General features: G+C 44.0%; 12 protein-coding genes. 3 read left to right on the forward strand and 9 right to left on the reverse strand.

The annotated features are described in order from the left end of the window. Nucleotides 1–149 precede the first annotated feature (149 nt). Nucleotides 150–770, forward strand: coding sequence for an HAD family hydrolase (locus DWX28_RS03930; protein WP_022213682.1), 621 nt, complete (start codon nt 150–152; stop codon nt 768–770). Nucleotides 771–840: 70 nt separating this feature from the next. Here DWX28_RS03930 and DWX28_RS03935 read toward each other — a convergent pair whose 3' ends face one another. The 9 genes from DWX28_RS03935 to gap all read right to left on the reverse strand — a co-directional run bounded on the left by DWX28_RS03935 (nt 841) and on the right by gap (nt 16,228). Next, a complete protein-coding gene (locus DWX28_RS03935; RefSeq protein WP_022213683.1) occupies nt 841–1,137 on the reverse strand; it encodes a DUF3784 domain-containing protein in 297 nt (98 codons plus the stop codon). A 21-nt stretch (nt 1,138–1,158) separates the two neighbouring features. Continuing rightward, nucleotides 1,159–3,012, reverse strand: a complete 1,854-nt coding sequence (locus tag DWX28_RS03940) for a L,D-transpeptidase family protein (protein ID WP_118251909.1) — start codon at nt 3,010–3,012, stop codon at nt 1,159–1,161. Between the two features lie 261 nt (nt 3,013–3,273). Further along, complete coding sequence (locus DWX28_RS19805) at nt 3,274–8,460, reverse strand: Ig-like domain-containing protein (protein ID WP_243002324.1); 5,187 nt, start codon at nt 8,458–8,460, stop codon at nt 3,274–3,276. Between the two features lie 211 nt (nt 8,461–8,671). Further along, on the reverse strand, nt 8,672–10,213 hold the full coding sequence (gpmI, locus tag DWX28_RS03950; RefSeq protein ID WP_118251910.1) for a 2,3-bisphosphoglycerate-independent phosphoglycerate mutase: 1,542 nt from the start codon (nt 10,211–10,213) through the stop codon (nt 8,672–8,674). Nucleotides 10,214–10,297: 84 nt separating this feature from the next. Beyond that, a complete protein-coding gene (locus DWX28_RS03955) occupies nt 10,298–11,446 on the reverse strand; it encodes a DUF2974 domain-containing protein (RefSeq protein ID WP_118251911.1) in 1,149 nt (382 codons plus the stop codon). A gap of 51 nt (nt 11,447–11,497) precedes the next feature. After that, nucleotides 11,498–12,793 carry a homoserine dehydrogenase gene (locus DWX28_RS03960; protein WP_022213725.1) on the reverse strand — a complete coding sequence of 432 codons (1,296 nt, stop codon included), beginning with the start codon at nt 12,791–12,793 and terminating at the stop codon, nt 11,498–11,500. 192 nt (nt 12,794–12,985) lie between these two features. After that, a complete protein-coding gene (gene tpiA / locus DWX28_RS03965; protein ID WP_022213724.1) occupies nt 12,986–13,735 on the reverse strand; it encodes a triose-phosphate isomerase in 750 nt (249 codons plus the stop codon). 153 nt (nt 13,736–13,888) lie between these two features. Then, entirely contained in the window at nt 13,889–15,085 is a 1,197-nt protein-coding gene (locus DWX28_RS03970) for a phosphoglycerate kinase (RefSeq protein ID WP_118251912.1), read from the reverse strand. Nucleotides 15,086–15,208: 123 nt separating this feature from the next. Beyond that, nucleotides 15,209–16,228, reverse strand: coding sequence for a type I glyceraldehyde-3-phosphate dehydrogenase (gene gap, locus DWX28_RS03975; protein WP_015541145.1), 1,020 nt, complete (start codon nt 16,226–16,228; stop codon nt 15,209–15,211). A gap of 209 nt (nt 16,229–16,437) precedes the next feature. Here gap and DWX28_RS03980 point away from each other — a divergent pair, with 209 nt between their 5' ends. Then, nucleotides 16,438–17,256, forward strand: coding sequence for a histidinol-phosphatase HisJ family protein (locus DWX28_RS03980; RefSeq protein WP_173905207.1), 819 nt, complete (start codon nt 16,438–16,440; stop codon nt 17,254–17,256). 55 nt (nt 17,257–17,311) lie between these two features. Continuing rightward, nucleotides 17,312–19,609: an alpha-amylase family glycosyl hydrolase gene (locus DWX28_RS03985; protein WP_199611796.1), complete on the forward strand. Its 2,298-nt coding sequence runs from the start codon at nt 17,312–17,314 to the stop codon at nt 19,607–19,609. The last annotated feature ends 34 nt before the right edge of the window (nt 19,610–19,643 follow it).

Consider the following 19,643-nt stretch of genomic DNA (forward strand, 5'->3'; position numbering starts at 1 on the left):
ATTATTATCAGTATCAGTAAACAGTACCCTCAGTATACCATAAATCCCGCTAAAAGACAGTTGATTTTTTTTATTTTACCATATAGAATATGAATTAAGGCAATTTTACCAGTATGATAAATCTCATTTTTTCCTGAAAGGACTATATTATGGACAGTATTATTTTTGATGTAGATGGAACTTTGTGGAATTCCACCGGAATCGTGGCGAAAGCCTGGGAAAACTATCTCCGCAATGTTGAACAGATCGAACTTCCTCTGACGGCTGAGATCATTGCTTCTATGTTCGGACAGCCGCTTCCGGATATTGCAAAGCAGATTTTTCCAGATGCCTCCAGAGAAGAACAGCTCCGTCTGATCGACCGATGCTGTAACGCAGAGCATGAAGCACTTCTTAAGGAATGCGCCCCTCTGTACGAAGATCTGGAGAAAGCCCTCCAGCTTTTAGCTGAGAAATACCCGCTGTATATCGTGAGCAACTGTGAGGCCGGCTATATTGAAGTATTTCTTGAAGCCACCGGCTTCGGCAAATATTTCAAAGGTCATCTGTGCAATGGTGATAACAATCTCGATAAGGGTTCCAACATCTCCCTCATCGCCAGAACTTATGATATGAAATCCCCGGTTTATGTCGGTGACACTATGGGAGATTTCCTTTCCTGCCGCAAGGCTGGCGTTCCGTTTGTCTTTGCTTCCTATGGATTCGGAGATGTACCGGAACCGGATGAGATCATCCGTAAGCCAATGGATCTCGTCGATCTTTTTTGTTAAAAAATATCCTGAAAAGTAACAGGAGCGTGGAAACTTCGAAATCGTTTCCACGCTCCTGTTTTGATTATTTTTATTTCTTTTTGCATTTGTATTTGAGGTAAAGTCCAAGTCCTACCATAACGAGCAGTAACAGAATCACATAAATGATTTCTGATGCTATTCCCTCTGTATAGGAGTCAATTCCTGTCAGAATACCGATCAAAATCAGTGCCACGCCGGAACCCTTGGTCATCTTGGCTTCATCGTATTTCGCTTTGCGGAGTTCTGCATTTCCTCCTTTGAGTAAAAAATCTCCGTGTCCTGTCAGAAGCAGGATTCCTGCGATCAGTGCTGCTGCCGTAAGCAAAAAATCAAATGATTTTCCCATTATTTTCTCTCCTGTAATTCTTTAGTAAAAGCATACGATCGGAACGTCATACTGAATCAGATCATACAGTACCTCTGCATTTTCCGGTGGAAGATTTATGCATCCATGGGATCCACTTGTCAGATAAATATCACCGCCAAATTCGTCTCTCCAGTCTGCATCATGGAAACCAATACCTCCGTCAAACGGCATCCAGTATTGTACCGGCTGTTCATAATAATTTGCAGTTCCCTTCTGTCCGCCTCTCAGTACATCCGGACTCTTCTTATAATATAAGGTGAAGATACCGGCATGTGTCTGACGGTCAGCATAACTCATATTACCGGACACAAAATCTGATTCAAAAATATTCACACCGTCCTGATAATAGTACATATGCTGTTCACTGAGATCCACTTCAATATAAGTATTACCCAGGTCATTCACACCATAAGCATTCGCTGTCTGAGAATAAACAGGTTCCCGCGTTGTCTGTGTTCCTGACTGAATCTCCTGACTCAGCTGAGCAGTTTCTGCCGCCTGATCGATCTTCCATCCATAGACGGAACTGGATACATACACTGTTCTTCCGCTTGTTGCCTGAAACTCTCTCTCTGTACCAACAGTATCATAAGTTGCTGCAAGCTGTGCAACATAATCTGCCACGTGCTGCTGGAAAGAATTGTCATCCCATACCAGCTGACCTTTCTCATCAAACTGCATCCAGTCCTTAATCGTATTACCATCCAGTGTCGTACTCTGGTCACCAAATGTATAAGTAATGCTTGCCTTCGTATAGTTGTTGCATGCTTCCAGTGCTGACTGAAGTGCCGGATCATCCTGGGTCACTTCTGCGGATACGTAAGCATCCTGGTTATCACTGAAATCTATACTTGCTTCATTAGCTTCCACTGCCGCATCAAGAAGTTTGTATGCTTCTTTGATGTTCAGTTTGCTTCCCTCTGTTTCCGGTACGATCACAAACTGATTATCCCGAAATGCCACATAGGCATTCTCCGGTTCTACCTGATTCTCGGCCTGTGCACAATTCAGAGATTTGAGCTGTTCCTGAAGAAGTGTCTTATTATAGCCGACATTCTCGGATACGGTGTAGCTTTTCTGTTCGTAGAGACCCCTGATCCATTCATATGGTTTCTGTTTCTTAAGAAGCTGAAGGATTTCGCCAGTAGACATATACTGGTAATCAATGTCCTCGCCTCTGATCGTCTGCGCAGCTATATTTCTGGAAGAAACTTCAATGGAGTATTCACTGAGTTTTTCTGCCATAAGCTGCTCTACTTCATATGCTGTCTTCTGCGAACAGTCAACTCCATTGATCCAGGTTCCCTCAAAGAAACGATCTGTAAAATAATAACTGATTCCGCCGTAGGCACATCCACCCAGAACTATTATCATCAGCATCACCAGACCAAAGATTTTCAGGCCTTTGTGAGTTTTCTTCTTGGCTCTGGTTCCTGGTGGAACATCTGAATTCTGATCCAGCTCATCCATTGGAACATAAATTACCGGACCGGGACGTGCTGACTTGTGTCTGCTTCGAACTGCCGGAACTTCTTCCTCTTGTTCCGGTTCTTCTTCCATCACTTCTTCTGATTCCTCTTCATCTGCTTCTTCCGAAGAATCAGTCCATACTTTTGTCTTCTCGTAGTCGTCCTCAGTTTCCCTTATCTCACGATTTTCCTCGTCCGGAGCTTCATTATCTGGTTCTTCATCTTCCGGATCCTCGTAATCAACCTGTATATCGTCAAACTCATCCTCGTCATCATCCAGAATTTTATCCAATGTCGCATTGATTCTGTCTTCGATATCTGTAGTCTCATCTGGTCTGCCTACATCATCCTCCGGCAAAGTTCCCTTATTTTCTTCGTTGTTCATTCTATACTCCCCTGCAATCAGCAAAATGGATGAATTCCTCATTGCTGCCATTTTTCTGTAACGCTTCTATTATAACATACTTCTGCCTTTTTGCACCTTAAATTGCATCTTTTTTTATGAAATGCCAAATTTCTGCACAGGTGTTATATTATGTTATTTCTCAGTATAACAAAAAATCTTTTATTTATTGTATCCTTGCTTATACTTTCTATTCCCGCAAAAAACGCGGGATACATTTCTGCATCCCGCGCTTTGGTTAAATTACTTTGTAACTTTTACCGTAGTTTTGTATACTGCTTTTCCGGATTTTACCGTGATCACGGCACTTCCTGTTTTTATTCCTTTTACTCTCCCATTTGCATCTACTGTCGCGATTTTCTTATTGGAACTTGTATAGGTTATTTTTTCCTGGCTGGTAAACGGATAACGAGCAGGTTTTAACGTAATGGTTTTTCCCCGTTTTACGCTAAGACTTCTGGCAATGCCGGTAATCTTCTTTGTTGTTACCTGGTTGCTCTGGACGGTAACTGTTATAGTTCTGCTTGCACCGCCGGCGGTTTTGACCAGTACTTTTACAGCTACTGCCTTTTTGCTTGTGCTTCTCTGAGCTGTCAGCCGGATATTACCGTTTTTGAGTTTTACAGCTTTTAAAACAGAACTTTTTGCTGAACTTACCAGTTTCACGTAATCTCCGTTTTTGAGACCGGATGATTTTATGGTTACTGTTTTTCCTCTCTGAAGCGGGAATGCATATGCTGAAAGATTCAATGCAGCTTTTAATTTCGCTGTTTTTCTGGTTTCTTTCTTTTTGCAGACACTGCAGGTTCTCGTTTCCTGTCCCTGTGCAAATACGGTTGCTTTCTTGGTTACAGTGTATTTGCCCCATTTATGCTTGCCTGTCGCCGGAATATCTGAAAGAGTTTTCTTTGCCTGGCATGCGGTACATTCCTGATGGCGTTTTCCTGCTTTGCCGCAGGTTGCATTGCTGTCTGTCACAGTTTCCCAGATATGACTGCATTCTGCATCTTTGTCATATACTGTAGGGAAATAGCAGTTTTCTTCGGCAATTTTTTCCCACACTTCATTTCCATATCTGTCAATGTGCCGTTCTTCGGCAATCAGGTGGAGATCACTCTGTCCCTGAGCTATACGACGCAGTGTCGGAATTGCTTCTTCATTCACTGCCTCCCATACTGTTTCGTCGTATTCCAGACGAATTCTGACATTCTCGTCATCCTGTATTTCTTCCCATTCCTGCGTTTCATCGTTGTACTTGAAAATACCAGGATGATGTTCATTTAAATCAATTGTTTCTCCAACGTTTGGATTCGTATCAATGATCTCTTTCAGTCGGATCTGTGCTGAATACTCCTTCACTGCCTGAGCATAAATCTGTGTTTCTACACTCCACAGCGGATTATCTTCCTCATCTCTTTCTTTTGAAACTACTCTTAATCCAACAAAGATCTCCTGATCCTGAACATCTTTGGCTTTGATCGTCAGTGTATTGCCTTCGATATTTACATATTCAACAGCATTTTCGTCATAGGAATCCTCTATTAATTCAAATTCATACTCTGAACTGTCAACTTTTTCGCCATCCAAATGTTTCGCATCTCTGCGATATACGGAAAGGTCATACCGTTTTTCCTCATTTGCAAGAATAGAATCACTGTTGTTTTCCGGTATACAGTTGCACCAGTAAAAGACATCTGTTACAGAAATATTGAAAAATCCTTTTTGCTGGTTTCCATGGATATCTGTATAGGTAACTTCGATTTTTGTCTCTCCCGGTTTTTCTGCTTTCATGCGCCATCCGTTTTTGAGGTAGGCAATGCTATAAATTTGTTTATTTAAGGTTTTGACTTTTGTTATCTTTGCCTGAAGCAGTTCTCCATATGGATGCTCCGGATTTTCGACGTAGCAGTTCAGGTTCTGATTCAGCCATACGTTTTCGCCAGGAACAGTTTCCAGTGTTGCTCCAAAATTAATATAATATTCTTCAACATTTTCTTTGCCGTAAAGACCAGACTGGCATGTAAATACTTCTGTTCCGTTTATTTTTATGTGCGCCCGTACTTCAAACCAGTATTCGCTTCTGTCATTCTCCTCCAGCCATTTATCAGCTTTGCAGAGTTTTGTTCCATTAATTACAAGTACGCTGTCGTCACCTTTTTTCTCGGACCAGAACTTCTGACTGGTCGGTACCAGAGTGAACTGGTCGTTTTCATTTTCATCCACGTCTGTCCGGTATCCAACTTCCCATTCGACGGAGACATTCTTTTTGTCTTTGAGGCTTTCTGTATTTAACTGAAGTTCACCGGTTTCGCCATCAAAGAAATATGTAGAATCCTCACCCTGTCTCATATTCTCAAACCAAACAGAATAATCCAGTCCGTCAAACCAGTATTCACGGCGGCCGATTTCATTTCCATCTTCGTCTCTGGCAATTACATTTACCCGTGTACCATCTGTTGTATTTCTTCTCAGAATCGGGAACTGATCTTCGGAAGCTTCGTTTGTCCAATGGTTTGTGTCATATTCGAAATCAAAAGTCACATCGTCTCTGACATAAGGTTCTTCATTTTCTTTGATGTGTTCTACTTTGATTCCACACTGAGTCAGATCCAGCGTTTCATTTACATTAATATTCTCTATACTTTCAGGATAAAGTACATCATACTCTTCGCAGACTTCGATATGCGGGTTATTGTATGCTACATCTTCCCAGGTTTCATTTTCTGAAGGAATCATCGCTTTCAGGAGAATATCGGTTCCCCATGTTTCTTCTCCTGATTTAATCGTAAGTTCATGTCCGTTGATCTCCACGCTTTTCAGCAGGTTTGTCTCATACGCATATCCGTTCTCGTCTGGTGCAAATTCCAGTTTCCAGTCCTTAACTTCCTCTGAACCCTGGTCTTCGTCACTGTGTCTCCAGTCATGCGTCAGAACAAAGGAAAGTTTCATCTCGCTGTTTTTCAGCATGCAGCTGCCATCTGTCGGCCACTGTGGTTCCAGAATAAATCTGTCACTGTTCACATAAAGATTAAAACTATGCTGCTGTTCTTCACCGGAAAGATTATCATACGTGAGTGTTACTACCGCTGTTCCGAATCTCTTTGCCTGAATGTTCCATCCGTTTTCATCCTGATACTCAACTTCGCAGACTGGTGTTTCATCCTCTTCGTCCTCAGCATTGGAAACAGTCACATCTGCTACAGCAAAATCGAAATTTCTTCCGTCAGGATTTTCCTGATTCTGTACCCATCCATCATAATTTCTGTTTATCCAGTAATCATCGTCCATCAGGATCACTTCATCTTCTGGCAAGTAATAATCCTCACGTGTCTCTCTCGGATTAATACCCGCCTGAGTCATATATACGTTTTCCTCTCCGACTTTTACAGATGCACGTACTTCAAACCAGAAATTATTTCCTACATTTTCATCAAGCCACCTGTTTGCATTCCAGAGTTTTTGTCCATTGATTTCAAGTATACTGTTATCTTCCGTTTCTGACCAGAAAATCATCTCTTCCGGTAATTCCATATCTGAGGTAAACTTATCGTCCCCGCCATTCTGGTCATCTGTTCTATAGCCTACTTCCCATGAAATGTAGGTGTCTCTGTCATTCAGGTTCTCCGTGTTTAATTTGAGTTCACCATTTTCATCGCTGAAGAAATAGGTGGAATAGTCCCCCTCTCTCAGATTTTCAAACCAGATCGAATAATCAAGATCATCAAACCAGTATTCGCGGCGGCCAATTTCATTGCCATCTCCATCTCTGGCAATCACATTTACCCAGGTACCATCTGCTGTTTTTCTTCTCAGAATCGGAAGCTGTCCGTCTGCCGCTTCATCTGTCCACTGATTTGTGTCGTATTCAAAATCATATGTTACATCGTCTCTGATATAAGACTCTTGATTTTCTTTGATGCGTTCTACTTTCAGATCACAGGTATTAAAATCCAGAACATCTCCTGCTTGAATATTCTCTATGCTTTCTGGATAGAGTACATCATACTCTTCGCAGACTTGAACAGGGATATTGACATAACTGTATGTCGGTTCTTCTGACTCATCCTCTGACGGATGCAGTGCTCTGAGGGCAATACCAGTTCCCCATGTATTGTCTTTTGATCTGATCGTAATCGTATGTTCTTCTCCATGAACCTCAACATCCAGAAGATTTGTGTCATATGCGTATCCACCCTCATCCGGATCAAGCTCCAGAGTCCATCCAGTCATATCTTCCGATCCCTGGTCTTCATCGCTGTTTTTCCAGTCGTGATGCAGGACGAACGAAATTGTCATCTCACTGTTTTTCAGCATATTATTGCCGGATGCCGGCCACTGTGGTTCCAGAGTAAATTTATGTCCGTCTACATAAATTCTGAAACTGTGCTGCTGTTCTTCGCCGGAAATATCCTTATAAGTAAGTGTTACTATTGCCGTTCCGAATCTCTTTGCCCGAATATTCCAGCCATCTTCATCCGCCAGCTCAATTTCGCAGACTGGTGTTTCATCCTCTTCTTCGGGTGCATTTACAACAGATACATCTGTTAATTCCAGTGCAATATCACCGCCGTTCAGATACTCCTCATTTTCTACATAACAGCTGTAGTTGTATCGACCTACCCAGTAATTCCAGTCTGTCAGAAGCACCTCATCATCTGGAAGGTGATAATCTTCTACATGCTCTCTCGAATAAAGCCCTGCCTGTTCCTGATATACCGGTTCGTCATTACCTTCTGTATTCACATACGCACGTACTTCAAACCAGTACTCGTCTCCTTTGTTGTCGCTGAGCCATCTGATGGCTTCCTGTAATTTCGCTCCATCAATTTCAAGAACACTGTTGTTCTCCGCATTTTCTGACCAGAAAATCATCTCTTCCGAAAGACCTGTATCTGTGGTAAACTCATCATTTCCAAGTCCGCCCGGATCATTTGTTCTGCTTCCCACCTCCCATGAAATAGAGGCATTTTTTCCATTCAGATTCTCTGTGTTTAATCGAAGTTCCCCGTTTTCATTGTCAAAGAAATACGTAGAGTATTCGTCATCTCTGAGGTTCTCAAACCAGATTTTATATTCTTCTGGATCCTGATTATTTTCTTCTTCACCTGCGGAAAATAATGGTTCCTCCTGAATCTCTTCATCCACTTCTTCTGCCGTGATTTCTGATTCTTCTGTTTCCTCGATCTGTGGTTCTTCCGCTTCTTCCACTACAGGTTCTTCGATCTCCTCTGACTGAAAATCATCCTGAATCTGTATTTCGGCTGTTGCATTCTCATCCTGAGCAGCCTGTTCTTCCGTAGTTTCTTCCTCATGTACTTCCTGTACATCTGTAAAATCCAGTTCATCTGCCAGTACCGTAAATGAATTGCCACTAAGCGTCACCGTCGTCGCCAGCAGCCATGCCAGCATTCGTTTTCCTTTAGGTCTCATTCGCCTTCCTCCCTTTTTTATGTCGGTATTTCGATATACCGCATTCTTTTTTACATATTTTTAGTATATAGAAAATATTCAGAAAAGGCAACGTTTTTCTTAAATACGTCCAAATTTTGTGAATTTTCTCTCCCCCCCCCTTGTTTTTTGTGCAAAAAAATGCTCCTGCATACCATTTGATATGCGGGAGCGTTTTTAGAAAATTTATTATTTATTTCTCGATCAGAAGGCTTTCTCCTGTCATGTCTGCCGGCTGTTCCATTCCCATTAACTGGATCAGTGTAGGAATGATGTCTGCCAGGCATCCGTTCTCTCTCAGAGTGTATTTCGGATCTGCATTTACAAGGATGAACGGAACCGGATTGGTTGTATGTGCGGTCCATGGCTCGCCTGTCTCATAGTCGATGAGCTGCTCTGCATTTCCATGGTCTGCACAGATGAACATCTGTCCGTCTACTTCCTTGAGGGCTTCTACTGCTCTTCCAACGCATCCGTCAACAGTCTCGATTGCCTTAACTGCTGCTGCCTGAACACCGGTATGTCCTACCATGTCAGGGTTTGCGAAGTTGATGATGATCACATCGTATTTGTCAGATTTGATCGCATCTACCAGTTTGTCACAAACTTCCGGTGCGCTCATTTCCGGCTGGAGGTCATAAGTAGCAACTTTCGGGGATTTTACAAGGATTCTGTCCTCGCCTTTGTTCGGCTCCTCAACACCACCGTTGAAGAAGAAAGTAACGTGTGCGTATTTCTCTGTCTCAGCGATACGAACCTGTGTCATATCATGAGCTGCAAGATATTCGCCAAATGTATTCTTAAGCTGAACTTTGTGGAATGCAACCAGCTTGTTCTGGATCGTCTCATCATAATCTGTGAAACATACATAGGTAAGATCCAGTTTCTTAGTTCTCTCAAATCCCTTGAATTCGTCATCGCAGAATGCTCTGGTGATCTCACGTGCACGGTCAGGACGGAAGTTGAAGAATACTACGGAGTCTTTGTCCTGAATCTTGGCAACCGGCTGTCCGTCCTTCTCAATAACTGTCGGAAGTACGAATTCGTCTGTCTTGTCGTTGTCGTAAGAAGCCTGAACTGCTGCAGCTGCGTCTGTACCCTTGACACCCTCGCCCTCTGTCAGTGCTTTGTATGCAAGTTCTACACGATCCCAGCGGTTATCTCTGTCCATTGCGTAGTAACGTCCGGAAACAACACCGATCTGTCCAACACCGATTTCTTTCATCTTAGCTTCAAGCTGCTCTATGAATTCCTTACCGGATGCCGGCGGTGTGTCACGTCCGTCGAGGAAGCAGTGTACATAAACTTTGCTCAGTCCCTCTCTCTTGGCCATCTCAAGCAGTGCGTAGAGATGAGTATTGTGGCTGTGTACACCACCATCAGAAAGAAGTCCCATAAAATGTACAGCAGAATCGTTTTCCTTCGCGTTCTTCATTGCTGCGAGAAGTGCTTCGTTCTTGAAGAAGTCGCCGTCGTTGATTTCTTTGGTGATTCTGGTAAGTTCCTGATATACGATGCGGCCTGCACCCATATTCATATGACCTACCTCAGAATTACCCATCTGTCCATCCGGCAGACCTACTGCAAGTCCGCTGGCATTTCCCTTAACAAATGGATATTCTGCCATTAATTTATCCATAACAGGAGTTTTTGCTTCGTAGATCGCATTTCCCTCATGTTTGTCATTCAGTCCATAACCATCCAGGATCATTAAAACGGTTGGTTTTTTGCTCATAATGTTCTCCTTTATTGTATATAGTTTCTCTGCATTTTGCAGAATGTGTGTAGGTGTTTCTTTCTATTATATAGTACCAAAAATTTAGAATTTTTCAAGGATTTTATCGGAAAAGCTCTGCGGTAAAAATGGGATTTTTTCCATGTCAGGAAGTTTCAGCTGCTCCAGCCATCCGCCGAACAATGCGAGAAAAAGTTCCTGCACCATTTCTCTTGATTCCGGGGCAAAACTTTCAATCCGTTTTAGCATGGCAGTGAAGCTCTTGAGACCACCTGCCTGGATCTCACTTAAATTCTCAGAGCCAGACGCTTCGATCGTGGAAAAAAGATCTTCGATCAGGACTTTTTTCTGTTCTACATCCATGCCGTCGATCCACTTGTGCAGAATACTGACAAAAGTTTCTGCCCTACTGCTCAACTGTTCTTTGCTGGCGAAATGATTTCCACTGACTTCCCAGGAAAAACCGTCGTGCTGCAGCAGCCCCTTGTTGGAACTTGCAACAAGAACCGGTTCTTTGGAATGCTCCAGAAGTGTTCCGATGATCGAATATTCTGGAATGATCCTGGTGACTTTTGGAAGAAGTGCTTCTGTTTCAGGAAGTTCCAGAAATTCTCTGGAAAATCCCGGTCCGTCATTTGAGTAAACCTGAAGGATCCACGGATGGAGCTCTTTGCACATCACGGCACCGTAAACAGCAAGATTTCCACCTTTGGAGTGGCCGCCGACGCGGACCATTTCCTGTAAACTGCCGGCAATCCTTCTTAAATATTCCACTGCCCTCTCCTGCGCCGGAACAACGCCCGTACTCAGATTAAAATCTTCTTTCCAGCCGACGATCGTATCATCGGTCCCGCGGAAAGATATATAAGAAGTTCCATCACTCAGACAAATTTCCACCGCCGAAAACTGCTGCGCTTCCTCCGCCACGATCTCATTCACATAATTACGGATCACACACTGTCCGAAGCGTTCGGTCTTTGCCATTTCAAGCATCATAAACGGTGCAAAGCGGATAAAAGATTTGTCTTCTTTGAGTTCTTTCTCAGTATGAAGCTGAAGAAATTTCTCTGTGAGCGCTTTGAGTTCTATTCCATTCTGGCTGGCTGCTTCCGGGATCCCATCCAGATTGACATAGGAAAAACATGCCAAGATCAGATTGTCTACGTCATTAAATTCTGACTGTGTAAAGGGAAGATCGCCTCTCCACTCGATATAGTCCATGATATTTCCCATATGCCGCACTCTCCTTATATTTATTTCCAATCACATACGTTTATCTGAATCTTATTCCCCGTAAACGCGAAGCATGCTGCTGATCTTGCGCACGGAGCTTCTGCCGCTTAATTCTTCCATTGCTGTACGGAAATCTCCCTCACGAACCTGGGCAGTGATCACAACAACCTCTGCACTTTCCTCTGCACGGGCTGCCTTCTGGATGATCTGTGCAACACTGACTCCGTATTTTGCAAACACAGCGGTCATCTCAGCCAGCACACCGCAACGGTCCTCTACGATCAGCCGCATGAAATAACGATTGTGGGTGTCTGCCATTTTCTTTACCGGGATTTCCTTGTAGCAGGTACATCCGATACGTCCACAGCAGTCTGCTTTGATGTTTCTTGCAATCTCAAAAACATCTCCGACAACAGCACTTGCTGTCGGAAGTTCGCCGGCACCACGTCCGTAGAACATTGCATTCTCAACTGCATCTCCGTTTACAAAAACGGCATTATAAGAATCGTTGACTGTTGCAAGCGGATGATTGCTTGGGATCAGCATCGGGCAGACATATGCCTCAATCCCTTCTTCTGTATTCTTTGCTACTCCGAGGAGTTTTATGTCACAGCCCATTTCTTTGGCGTATTTGATGTCTTTGGCTGTGATCTTGGTGATTCCTTCGATGTATACGTCGTCAAAAACGACTCTGGAATTGAATGCTACGGAAGCAAGGATCGCCACTTTACGTCCTGCGTCGAGTCCCTCGATATCTGCGGTCGGATCTGCCTCTGCGTATCCAAGCTCTGTCGCAAGAGCCAGTGCATCCTTGAATTCCATTCCTTCCTGTGTCATTTTGGTCAGGATAAAGTTGGTTGTTCCGTTGACAATACCCATAACTTCTGCCATGTGATTGCCTGCCAGACATTCTTTGAGCGGACGGATGATCGGAATTCCACCTGCAACTGCTGCTTCAAAGAGGAAGTCCACATGATGTGCCTCTGCTGCATCAAGAAGCTCCTTACCGTGAACAGCAATCAGGTCTTTGTTCGCGGAAACTACGTGTTTTCCTGCATTCAGAGCTGATAAAATGTAAGTTTTTGCCGGCTCGATGCCGCCGATCAGCTCGATCACCACATCGATCTCCGGATCATTTACGATATCATCCCAATTGTTTGTCAGGATCTTCGGATCATCTACCTTGGCTGCTGCTTTCTCAAGATTGCGCACCAGGATCTTGCTGATCTCTATTTCGCTTCCAAGTTTCGGGATCATTTCTTCTTTCTGATTTTTTATTACTTTGTAAACACCTGTACCTACTGTACCAAGACCCAGAAGGGCTGCTCGAATCACTTTTTTCTCCATTGGAAAATGGCTCCTTTCTCCTCGTCCCTGTTTATTTTATTTCAGGGTGTATTCTACCACTCGGTTTTTATAGTATGGCATAAAATGGCTTTTGTCAAGCGCGGACATTTGTACGTGTATGAAAAATACAAAAAGCCAGATACTTTACACCTGACTGGTCCAAAGTATCTGGCTTTATTAATTATCGTTTTATTATTTGTAGCAAACGATCTTTCCGAAGTCTGGTTTGAGGGATGCTCCACCAACAAGACCTCCGTCGATGTCAGCCATAGCAAACAGTTCTGCTGCATTTCCTGCATTTACAGATCCGCCGTACTGGATACGGATAGCTTCTGCTGTATCTGTATCGTAGATCTCAGCTACGCACTCACGGATACCTTTGCAGATTTCCTGAGCCTGCTCGCTTGTAGCAGTTTTGCCTGTTCCGATAGCCCAGATTGGCTCGTAAGCGATAACCATAGTTTTAGCCTGCTCTGCTGTTACGTTCTGAAGGCCAACTTTAACCTGCTGACGGATCCAGTCCATAGTGATTCCCTGCTCTCTCTGCTCAAGGGATTCTCCACAGCACATGATCGGTGTGATGCCGTGCTCAAATGCTTTGAGGACTTTCTTGTTAACGTCTTCGCTTGTTTCTCCGAAGTAGTCTCTTCTCTCGGAATGTCCAAGGATAACATATTTAACACCAGCGTCTACCAGCATAGCCGGAGCGATCTCGCCTGTGTATGCACCTTTTTCTTCGAAGTACATGTTCTCTGCTGCTACAGCAATGTTTGTTCCTTTGCAAGCTTCTACAACAGGAACGATGTCGATAGCCGGAACACCGAATACTACGTCAACTTCGTCGTTCTGTACGAGTGGTTTCAGAGTTTCTACTAATTTAACTGCTTCACTTGGAGTCATGTTCATTTTCCAGTTTCCAGCGATGATTTTCTTTCTTGCCATTTTTATTATCTCCCTTTATATTGTAATTTGACCAGCCATTGTTCGCCTGGCTCTAAATTCACACTGCGTCTGCGACTTGCGTTCATTAAGAGCGGCGAACCAAGTAAACGCTAAGTTCTGCCTGCGCCTACGGCTTGTCAATCACTAAGCTTTTTACTTGTCGTTTGCTGCTGCTACACCTGGCAGTTCCTTTCCTTCGAGGAATTCCAGGGATGCTCCACCACCTGTAGAGATGTGGGTCATCTTGTCGCCATAACCAAGGATGTTAACTGCTGCTGCAGAGTCTCCACCACCGATGATAGTTGTAGCTTCAGTGTCAGCAAGTGCTTTGGCAACTGCTTCTGTACCATGAGCAAAGTTCGGCATTTCGAAGCAGCCCATCGGTCCGTTCCAAACAACAGTCTTGGCATCCTTAACAGCGTCGCAGAAAAGCTGCTCTGTCTTCGGTCCGATGTCCATTCCTTCCCAGCCATCCGGGATGCATCCACGGTCTACAACCTGAATGTTGCAATCGTTGGAGAAATCATCTCCGATTCTGTTGTCAACTGGAAGAAGAAGTTTAACACCTTTTTCTTCTGCTTTCTTGAGCATGTCTAATGCATACTGAAGGTAATCATCCTCGCAAAGGGAATTACCAATGTGTCCGCCAAGTGCTTTGGAGAATGTGTAAGACATACCGCCACCGATGATCAGAGTATCAACTTTGTCAAGAAGGTTGTTGATAACAGAGATCTTGCTGGAAACTTTAGCTCCACCAAGGATAGCTACGAATGGTCTCTCCGGATTTTCAACAGCATTTCCGAGGAATGCAATTTCTTTCTCCATCAGATATCCAACTACTGCTGTATCCACATATTTGGTAACACCAACGTTGGAGCAGTGTGCTCTGTGGGCTGTACCAAATGCGTCGTTTACGAATACATCGCAAAGAGAAGCCAGATCTTTGCTGAACTCATCACCGTTTTTGGTTTCTTCTGCACGATAACGTGTGTTTTCAAGAAGGATAACTTCTCCGTCTTTCATTGCATCTACAGCTGCTCTGACAGTATCATCAACAACAACCGGGCTCGGAACGAATTTAACTTCCTGTCCGAGAAGCTCTGTAAGACGTTTTGCAACAGGTGCAAGAGATAATTCCGGTTTCGGCTCTCCCTTCGGTTTGCCAAGGTGTGAACAAAGAATGATCTTTCCGCCATCTGCGATCAGCTTCTTGATTGTAGGAAGAGCTGCTACAAGACGATTCTCATCTGTAATTTTGCCGTCCTGCAGAGGTACGTTAAAGTCACATCTTACCAGAACTTTCTGGCCTTTTACATTGATATCATCAACGGATTTCTTGTTTAATCCCATGCTAATATTCCTCCAAATTCATAAAAAATGGGTCCGGTCCAAATCAGACCGGACCCTGACTGAGTCTATTTGTGCTATTGCTCAATGCAATAACCTGCTCCACACTCTAACTTATGGACTTGATTAAGCGTTCAGAAGTTTGCCGAAGTGTTTGATTGTACGAACCATCTGGCTTGTGTAGGAGTTTTCGTTGTCATACCATGAAACAACCTGTACTTCTGTTGTGCCGTTCTCAAGTGGCAGAACCATTGTCTGAGTAGCATCGAACAGAGAACCAAATCTCATACCAACGATATCGCTGGATACGATCTCATCTTCGTTGTATCCGAAGGATTCATTAGAAGCTGCTTTCATAGCTGCGTTGATCTGCTCTTTTGTTACGTTTCCTTCAACTACTGCTGTAAGGATTGTTGTAGAACCTGTTGGGGTTGGTACACGCTGAGCGGATCCGATCAGTTTGCCGTTCAGTTCTGGGATAACCAGACCGATTGCTTTAGCAGCACCTGTGCTGTTCGGAACGATGTTAACTGCAGCTGCACGGGATCTTCTCAGATCGCCTTTTCTCTGCGGTCCATCAAGTGTCATCTGATCGCCTGTGTAAGCGTGGATTGTGCACATGATACCAGATTTGATCGGTGCAAGATCGTTAAGAGCCTTAGCCATTGGTGCAAGGCAGTTTGTTGTACAGGATGCTGCGGAGATGATCTTATCTTCGTTTGTAAGACCTTCGTGGTTTACATTGTAAACGATTGTCTTAAGGTCGTTTCCAGCCGGAGCGGAAATAACAACGTGTTTAGCACCTGCATCGATATGAGCCTGAGCTTTGTCTTTGGAGGTATAGAAACCTGTGCACTCGAGAACTACGTCTACACCGATTTCTCCCCACGGAAGTTCTGCAGCGTTAGCTTTTGCATAGATTTTGATTTCTTTTCCGTCAACTGTGATGGAATCTTCTCCTGCTTCTACTTTGTCAGCCAGAGCGTATCTTCCCTGTGTTGAGTCATATTTTAATAAGTGAGCCAGCATTTTCGGGGATGTAAGGTCGTTGATAGCAACGATTTCAAATCCTTCTGCTCCAAACATCTGACGGAAAGCCAGACGACCGATACGGCCAAATCCATTAATTGCAACTTTTACTGCCATGATAAATTCCTCCTATGAATTAAATGGTTGATTATGGCGTTTGTTAAAGAAACGTCAACCTATTGCATATTGTATCGAATCTCGTACAAAAATTCAAGTGCATTTTAAAAAAAACATGATAAAAAATGTGTAAAATAGAAATGAAAGCGTAGCACGAAGCATTTTCTCATGCTATAATAGGTGCAGTTCATGTAAAGGAGGACAGAAAAATGTCAAATCAAATCTTATGGGACTGTCATATGCACTCTTCTTTTTCTGCAGATTCTGACACTCCTATGGAAGATATGATCCAGGACGCGATCCGACGGGGACTTCATGGTGTATGCTTTACCGAGCATCTTGACCCGGATTACCCGCCGACTCCGGATAATGAAACTTTTGAACTGGATCTGTCTGCCTATCAGGAAAACCTTTTCATGCTTCGGGACAAGTATCAGTCGAAACTGGATGTCCGTTTCGGGATCGAGCTTGGGCTTCAGCCGCATCTGGAACATTCTTTTAAGGAACTTCTGGAATCGGTTCCTTTTGATTTCGTGATCGGCTCTTCTCATGTCGTCCATGGTCAGGATCCTTATTACAGGGAATTCTTCAAGGGGCGTAAGGAATCGGAATGTTATATGGAATATTTTGAGTCCATTCTTGAGAATCTGGCTGTATTTTCGGAAATGGATGTTTACGGGCATATCGACTATGTGGTACGATATGGTCCCAACCAGAACCGCGAATACTCTTACGGACGCTATCAGGACATTCTTGATGAGATCCTGCGGACGATCATTTCCAAGGGCTGCGGAATCGAGCTGAACACCGGAGGGTTCCATTACGGGCTTGGCGAGCCGAACCCCTGCCGTGCAGTCATCCGACGCTACCGACAGCTTGGTGGGGAGATCATCACGATCGGTGCCGATGCACATGGTCCGGACAAGATCGCCTATGCATTTGATAAAGCGGCAGATATTCTTGCCGACTGCGGTTTTACATATTATACTGTCTTTAAAGACCGTAAGCCGGAATTTATAAAACTGTGATTTTATGATTCGGGCTTTATAATATAAGAAAAAACAAACAGGGAGGAAATAAATCATGGCAAAAAAACGCCTTCAGAAAAAACGTGAAGCAACCAAGACTGCTGCTTCCAAAAGTACAGCACCTGTGAAAGAAGCTGTAAAAGTAGAGGCTGAAACGGCGAAAGTGGAAACTAAGAAAGTGGAGCCGGTTAAGGTCGAAACCAAAAAAGTTGAACCAGCAAAAGTCGAGACTACTAAGACTGAGCCGGTTAAGGTCGAAACCAAAAAGGTTGAGGCCGTCAAAGTCGAAACTACCAAGACTGAGCCGGTTAAGGTCGAAACCAAGAAAGTTGAACCAGTCAAAGTTGAGACCACCAAGACAGAACCTGTGAAAGTGGAAACTGCCAAAACAGAATCCGTCAAAATTGAGTCCCACAAAGAGGACACTGCTAAAGTAGAAACTTCCAAGACAGAAGCTCCTAAAGTTCCTGCCAAAGAAGCGGCTGCCAAGATTCCTGCAAGAGATGACGATGCGATCTACTGCGAGCGTCTTTCCAGACATCTTGACGAGCTGAAATGGCTCTACTGTGAACTGTATCAGGACAATCCGTATGTTACCATGCATCTCAATGACCTGCTTACTGTACTCAAGAAATTTTATGATATGAGAAGCAATGACCTCAAAGAATCCGATATCCGCCGTGCAAAGGACCCGAAATGGTACAAGCGCAATGATCTTACCGGAATGATGATGTATGTCAATGCTTTTGCAGGTACGCTCTCCAATCTGGAAAAGAAGCTGGATTATGTACAGGAATGCAATGTAAATTATCTCCATCTTATGCCTCTTCTTGAGTCCCCTAAAGGACGCAGCGATGGCGGATATGCAGTTGCTGACTTCCGTAAGGTACAGGAAGAGCTCGGAAACATGGATGATTTTGCACATCTGACTTCCGAATGCCACAAACGTGGAATCAGTGTCTGCCTGGACTTTGTTATGAACCACACTTCTGAGGATCATGAATGGGCAAAACGTGCACGCGCCGGTGAAAGAGAATATCAGGACCGCTACTTCTTCTTTGACAGCTATGATATTCCGTCTCTGTACGAGCAGACCTGCCCACAGGTATTCCCGACTACTGCACCTGGAAACTTCACATGGCTGGATGATATCCATAAACATGTCATGACCACTTTCTATCCATACCAGTGGGATCTGAACTACAGAAACCCGATCGTTCTCAATGAGATGATCTTTAACATGCTTTACCTTGCAAACCAGGGTGTTGATATCGTCCGTCTTGATGCTGTGCCGTACATCTGGAAACAGCTTGGAACCAACTGCCGTAACCTGCCACAAGTTCACACCATCGTTCGTATGATGCGTATGATCTGCGAGATTGTCTGCCCGGGCGTACTGCTCCTTGGGGAAGTTGTCATGGCTCCTGAAAAAGTCGTTCCATACTTCGGAACTGTAGATAAACCGGAATGCCACCTGCTTTACAATGTAACTACTATGGCAAGCACCTGGCACACCGTTGCAACCAGAGATATTTCTCTGCTCCGCCGTCAGCTTGATATTGTTGCCGGACTTCCGAGAGATTATGTGTTCCAGAACTATCTCCGCTGCCACGATGATATCGGCTGGGGTCTGGATTATGATTACCTTGAGAACTTCGGAATCCAGGAAGTTCCTCACAAGAAATATCTGAACGATTTCCTTACAGGAAAATATCCGGATTCTTTTGCAAGAGGCGAGCTGTACAATGATGACCCGCGTCTTGGTGATGCAAGACTCTGCGGTACTACTGCTTCTCTCTGCGGTATTGAACGTTTCGGATTTGAAGGAAATGAAGAAGGTGTTGACCGTGCGATCCGTTATGACATCACACTGCATGCATTCATGCTTTCACAGTCCGGTATTCCGGTCATCTACAGTGGTGATGAAATCGGACAGCTCAACGACTATTCCTACAAAGATGATCCTGACAAGGCAGCTGATTCCCGTTACCTCCACAGAGGAAACTTCCGATGGGATCTCGCCGAGAACCGTAATCGTCCGGAAACTGTTCAGGGCAAACTCTTCCCTGTACTTGACAAGCTGGAACATCTCCGTATGGAACACAGCGTATTCAACAGTGAGGTACCGATCCGCACTATTGATACCTGGGATGATTCTATCCTTGCTCTCGTGCGTGAAAACGATGATGAGAAATTCATCGGTATCTATAACTTCAGTGAATTTGACAAGGTTGCATGGATCAACGAAGACGACGGTATGTACACTGACCTGATCTCCGGCCGCGAACTCGAAGCCAAAGGAGTGCAGATTCCTGCATTCGGATGCTTCTGGCTGTGCAGACGGAAGAAATAGACTTTTTCTGTAAAATAAAAATCAGCCCTGTGAA

It is taken from the genome of Blautia sp. AF19-10LB (genome assembly GCF_003461245.1).
In the GTDB taxonomy this organism is placed as follows: domain Bacteria; phylum Bacillota; class Clostridia; order Lachnospirales; family Lachnospiraceae; genus Blautia_A; species Blautia_A intestinihominis.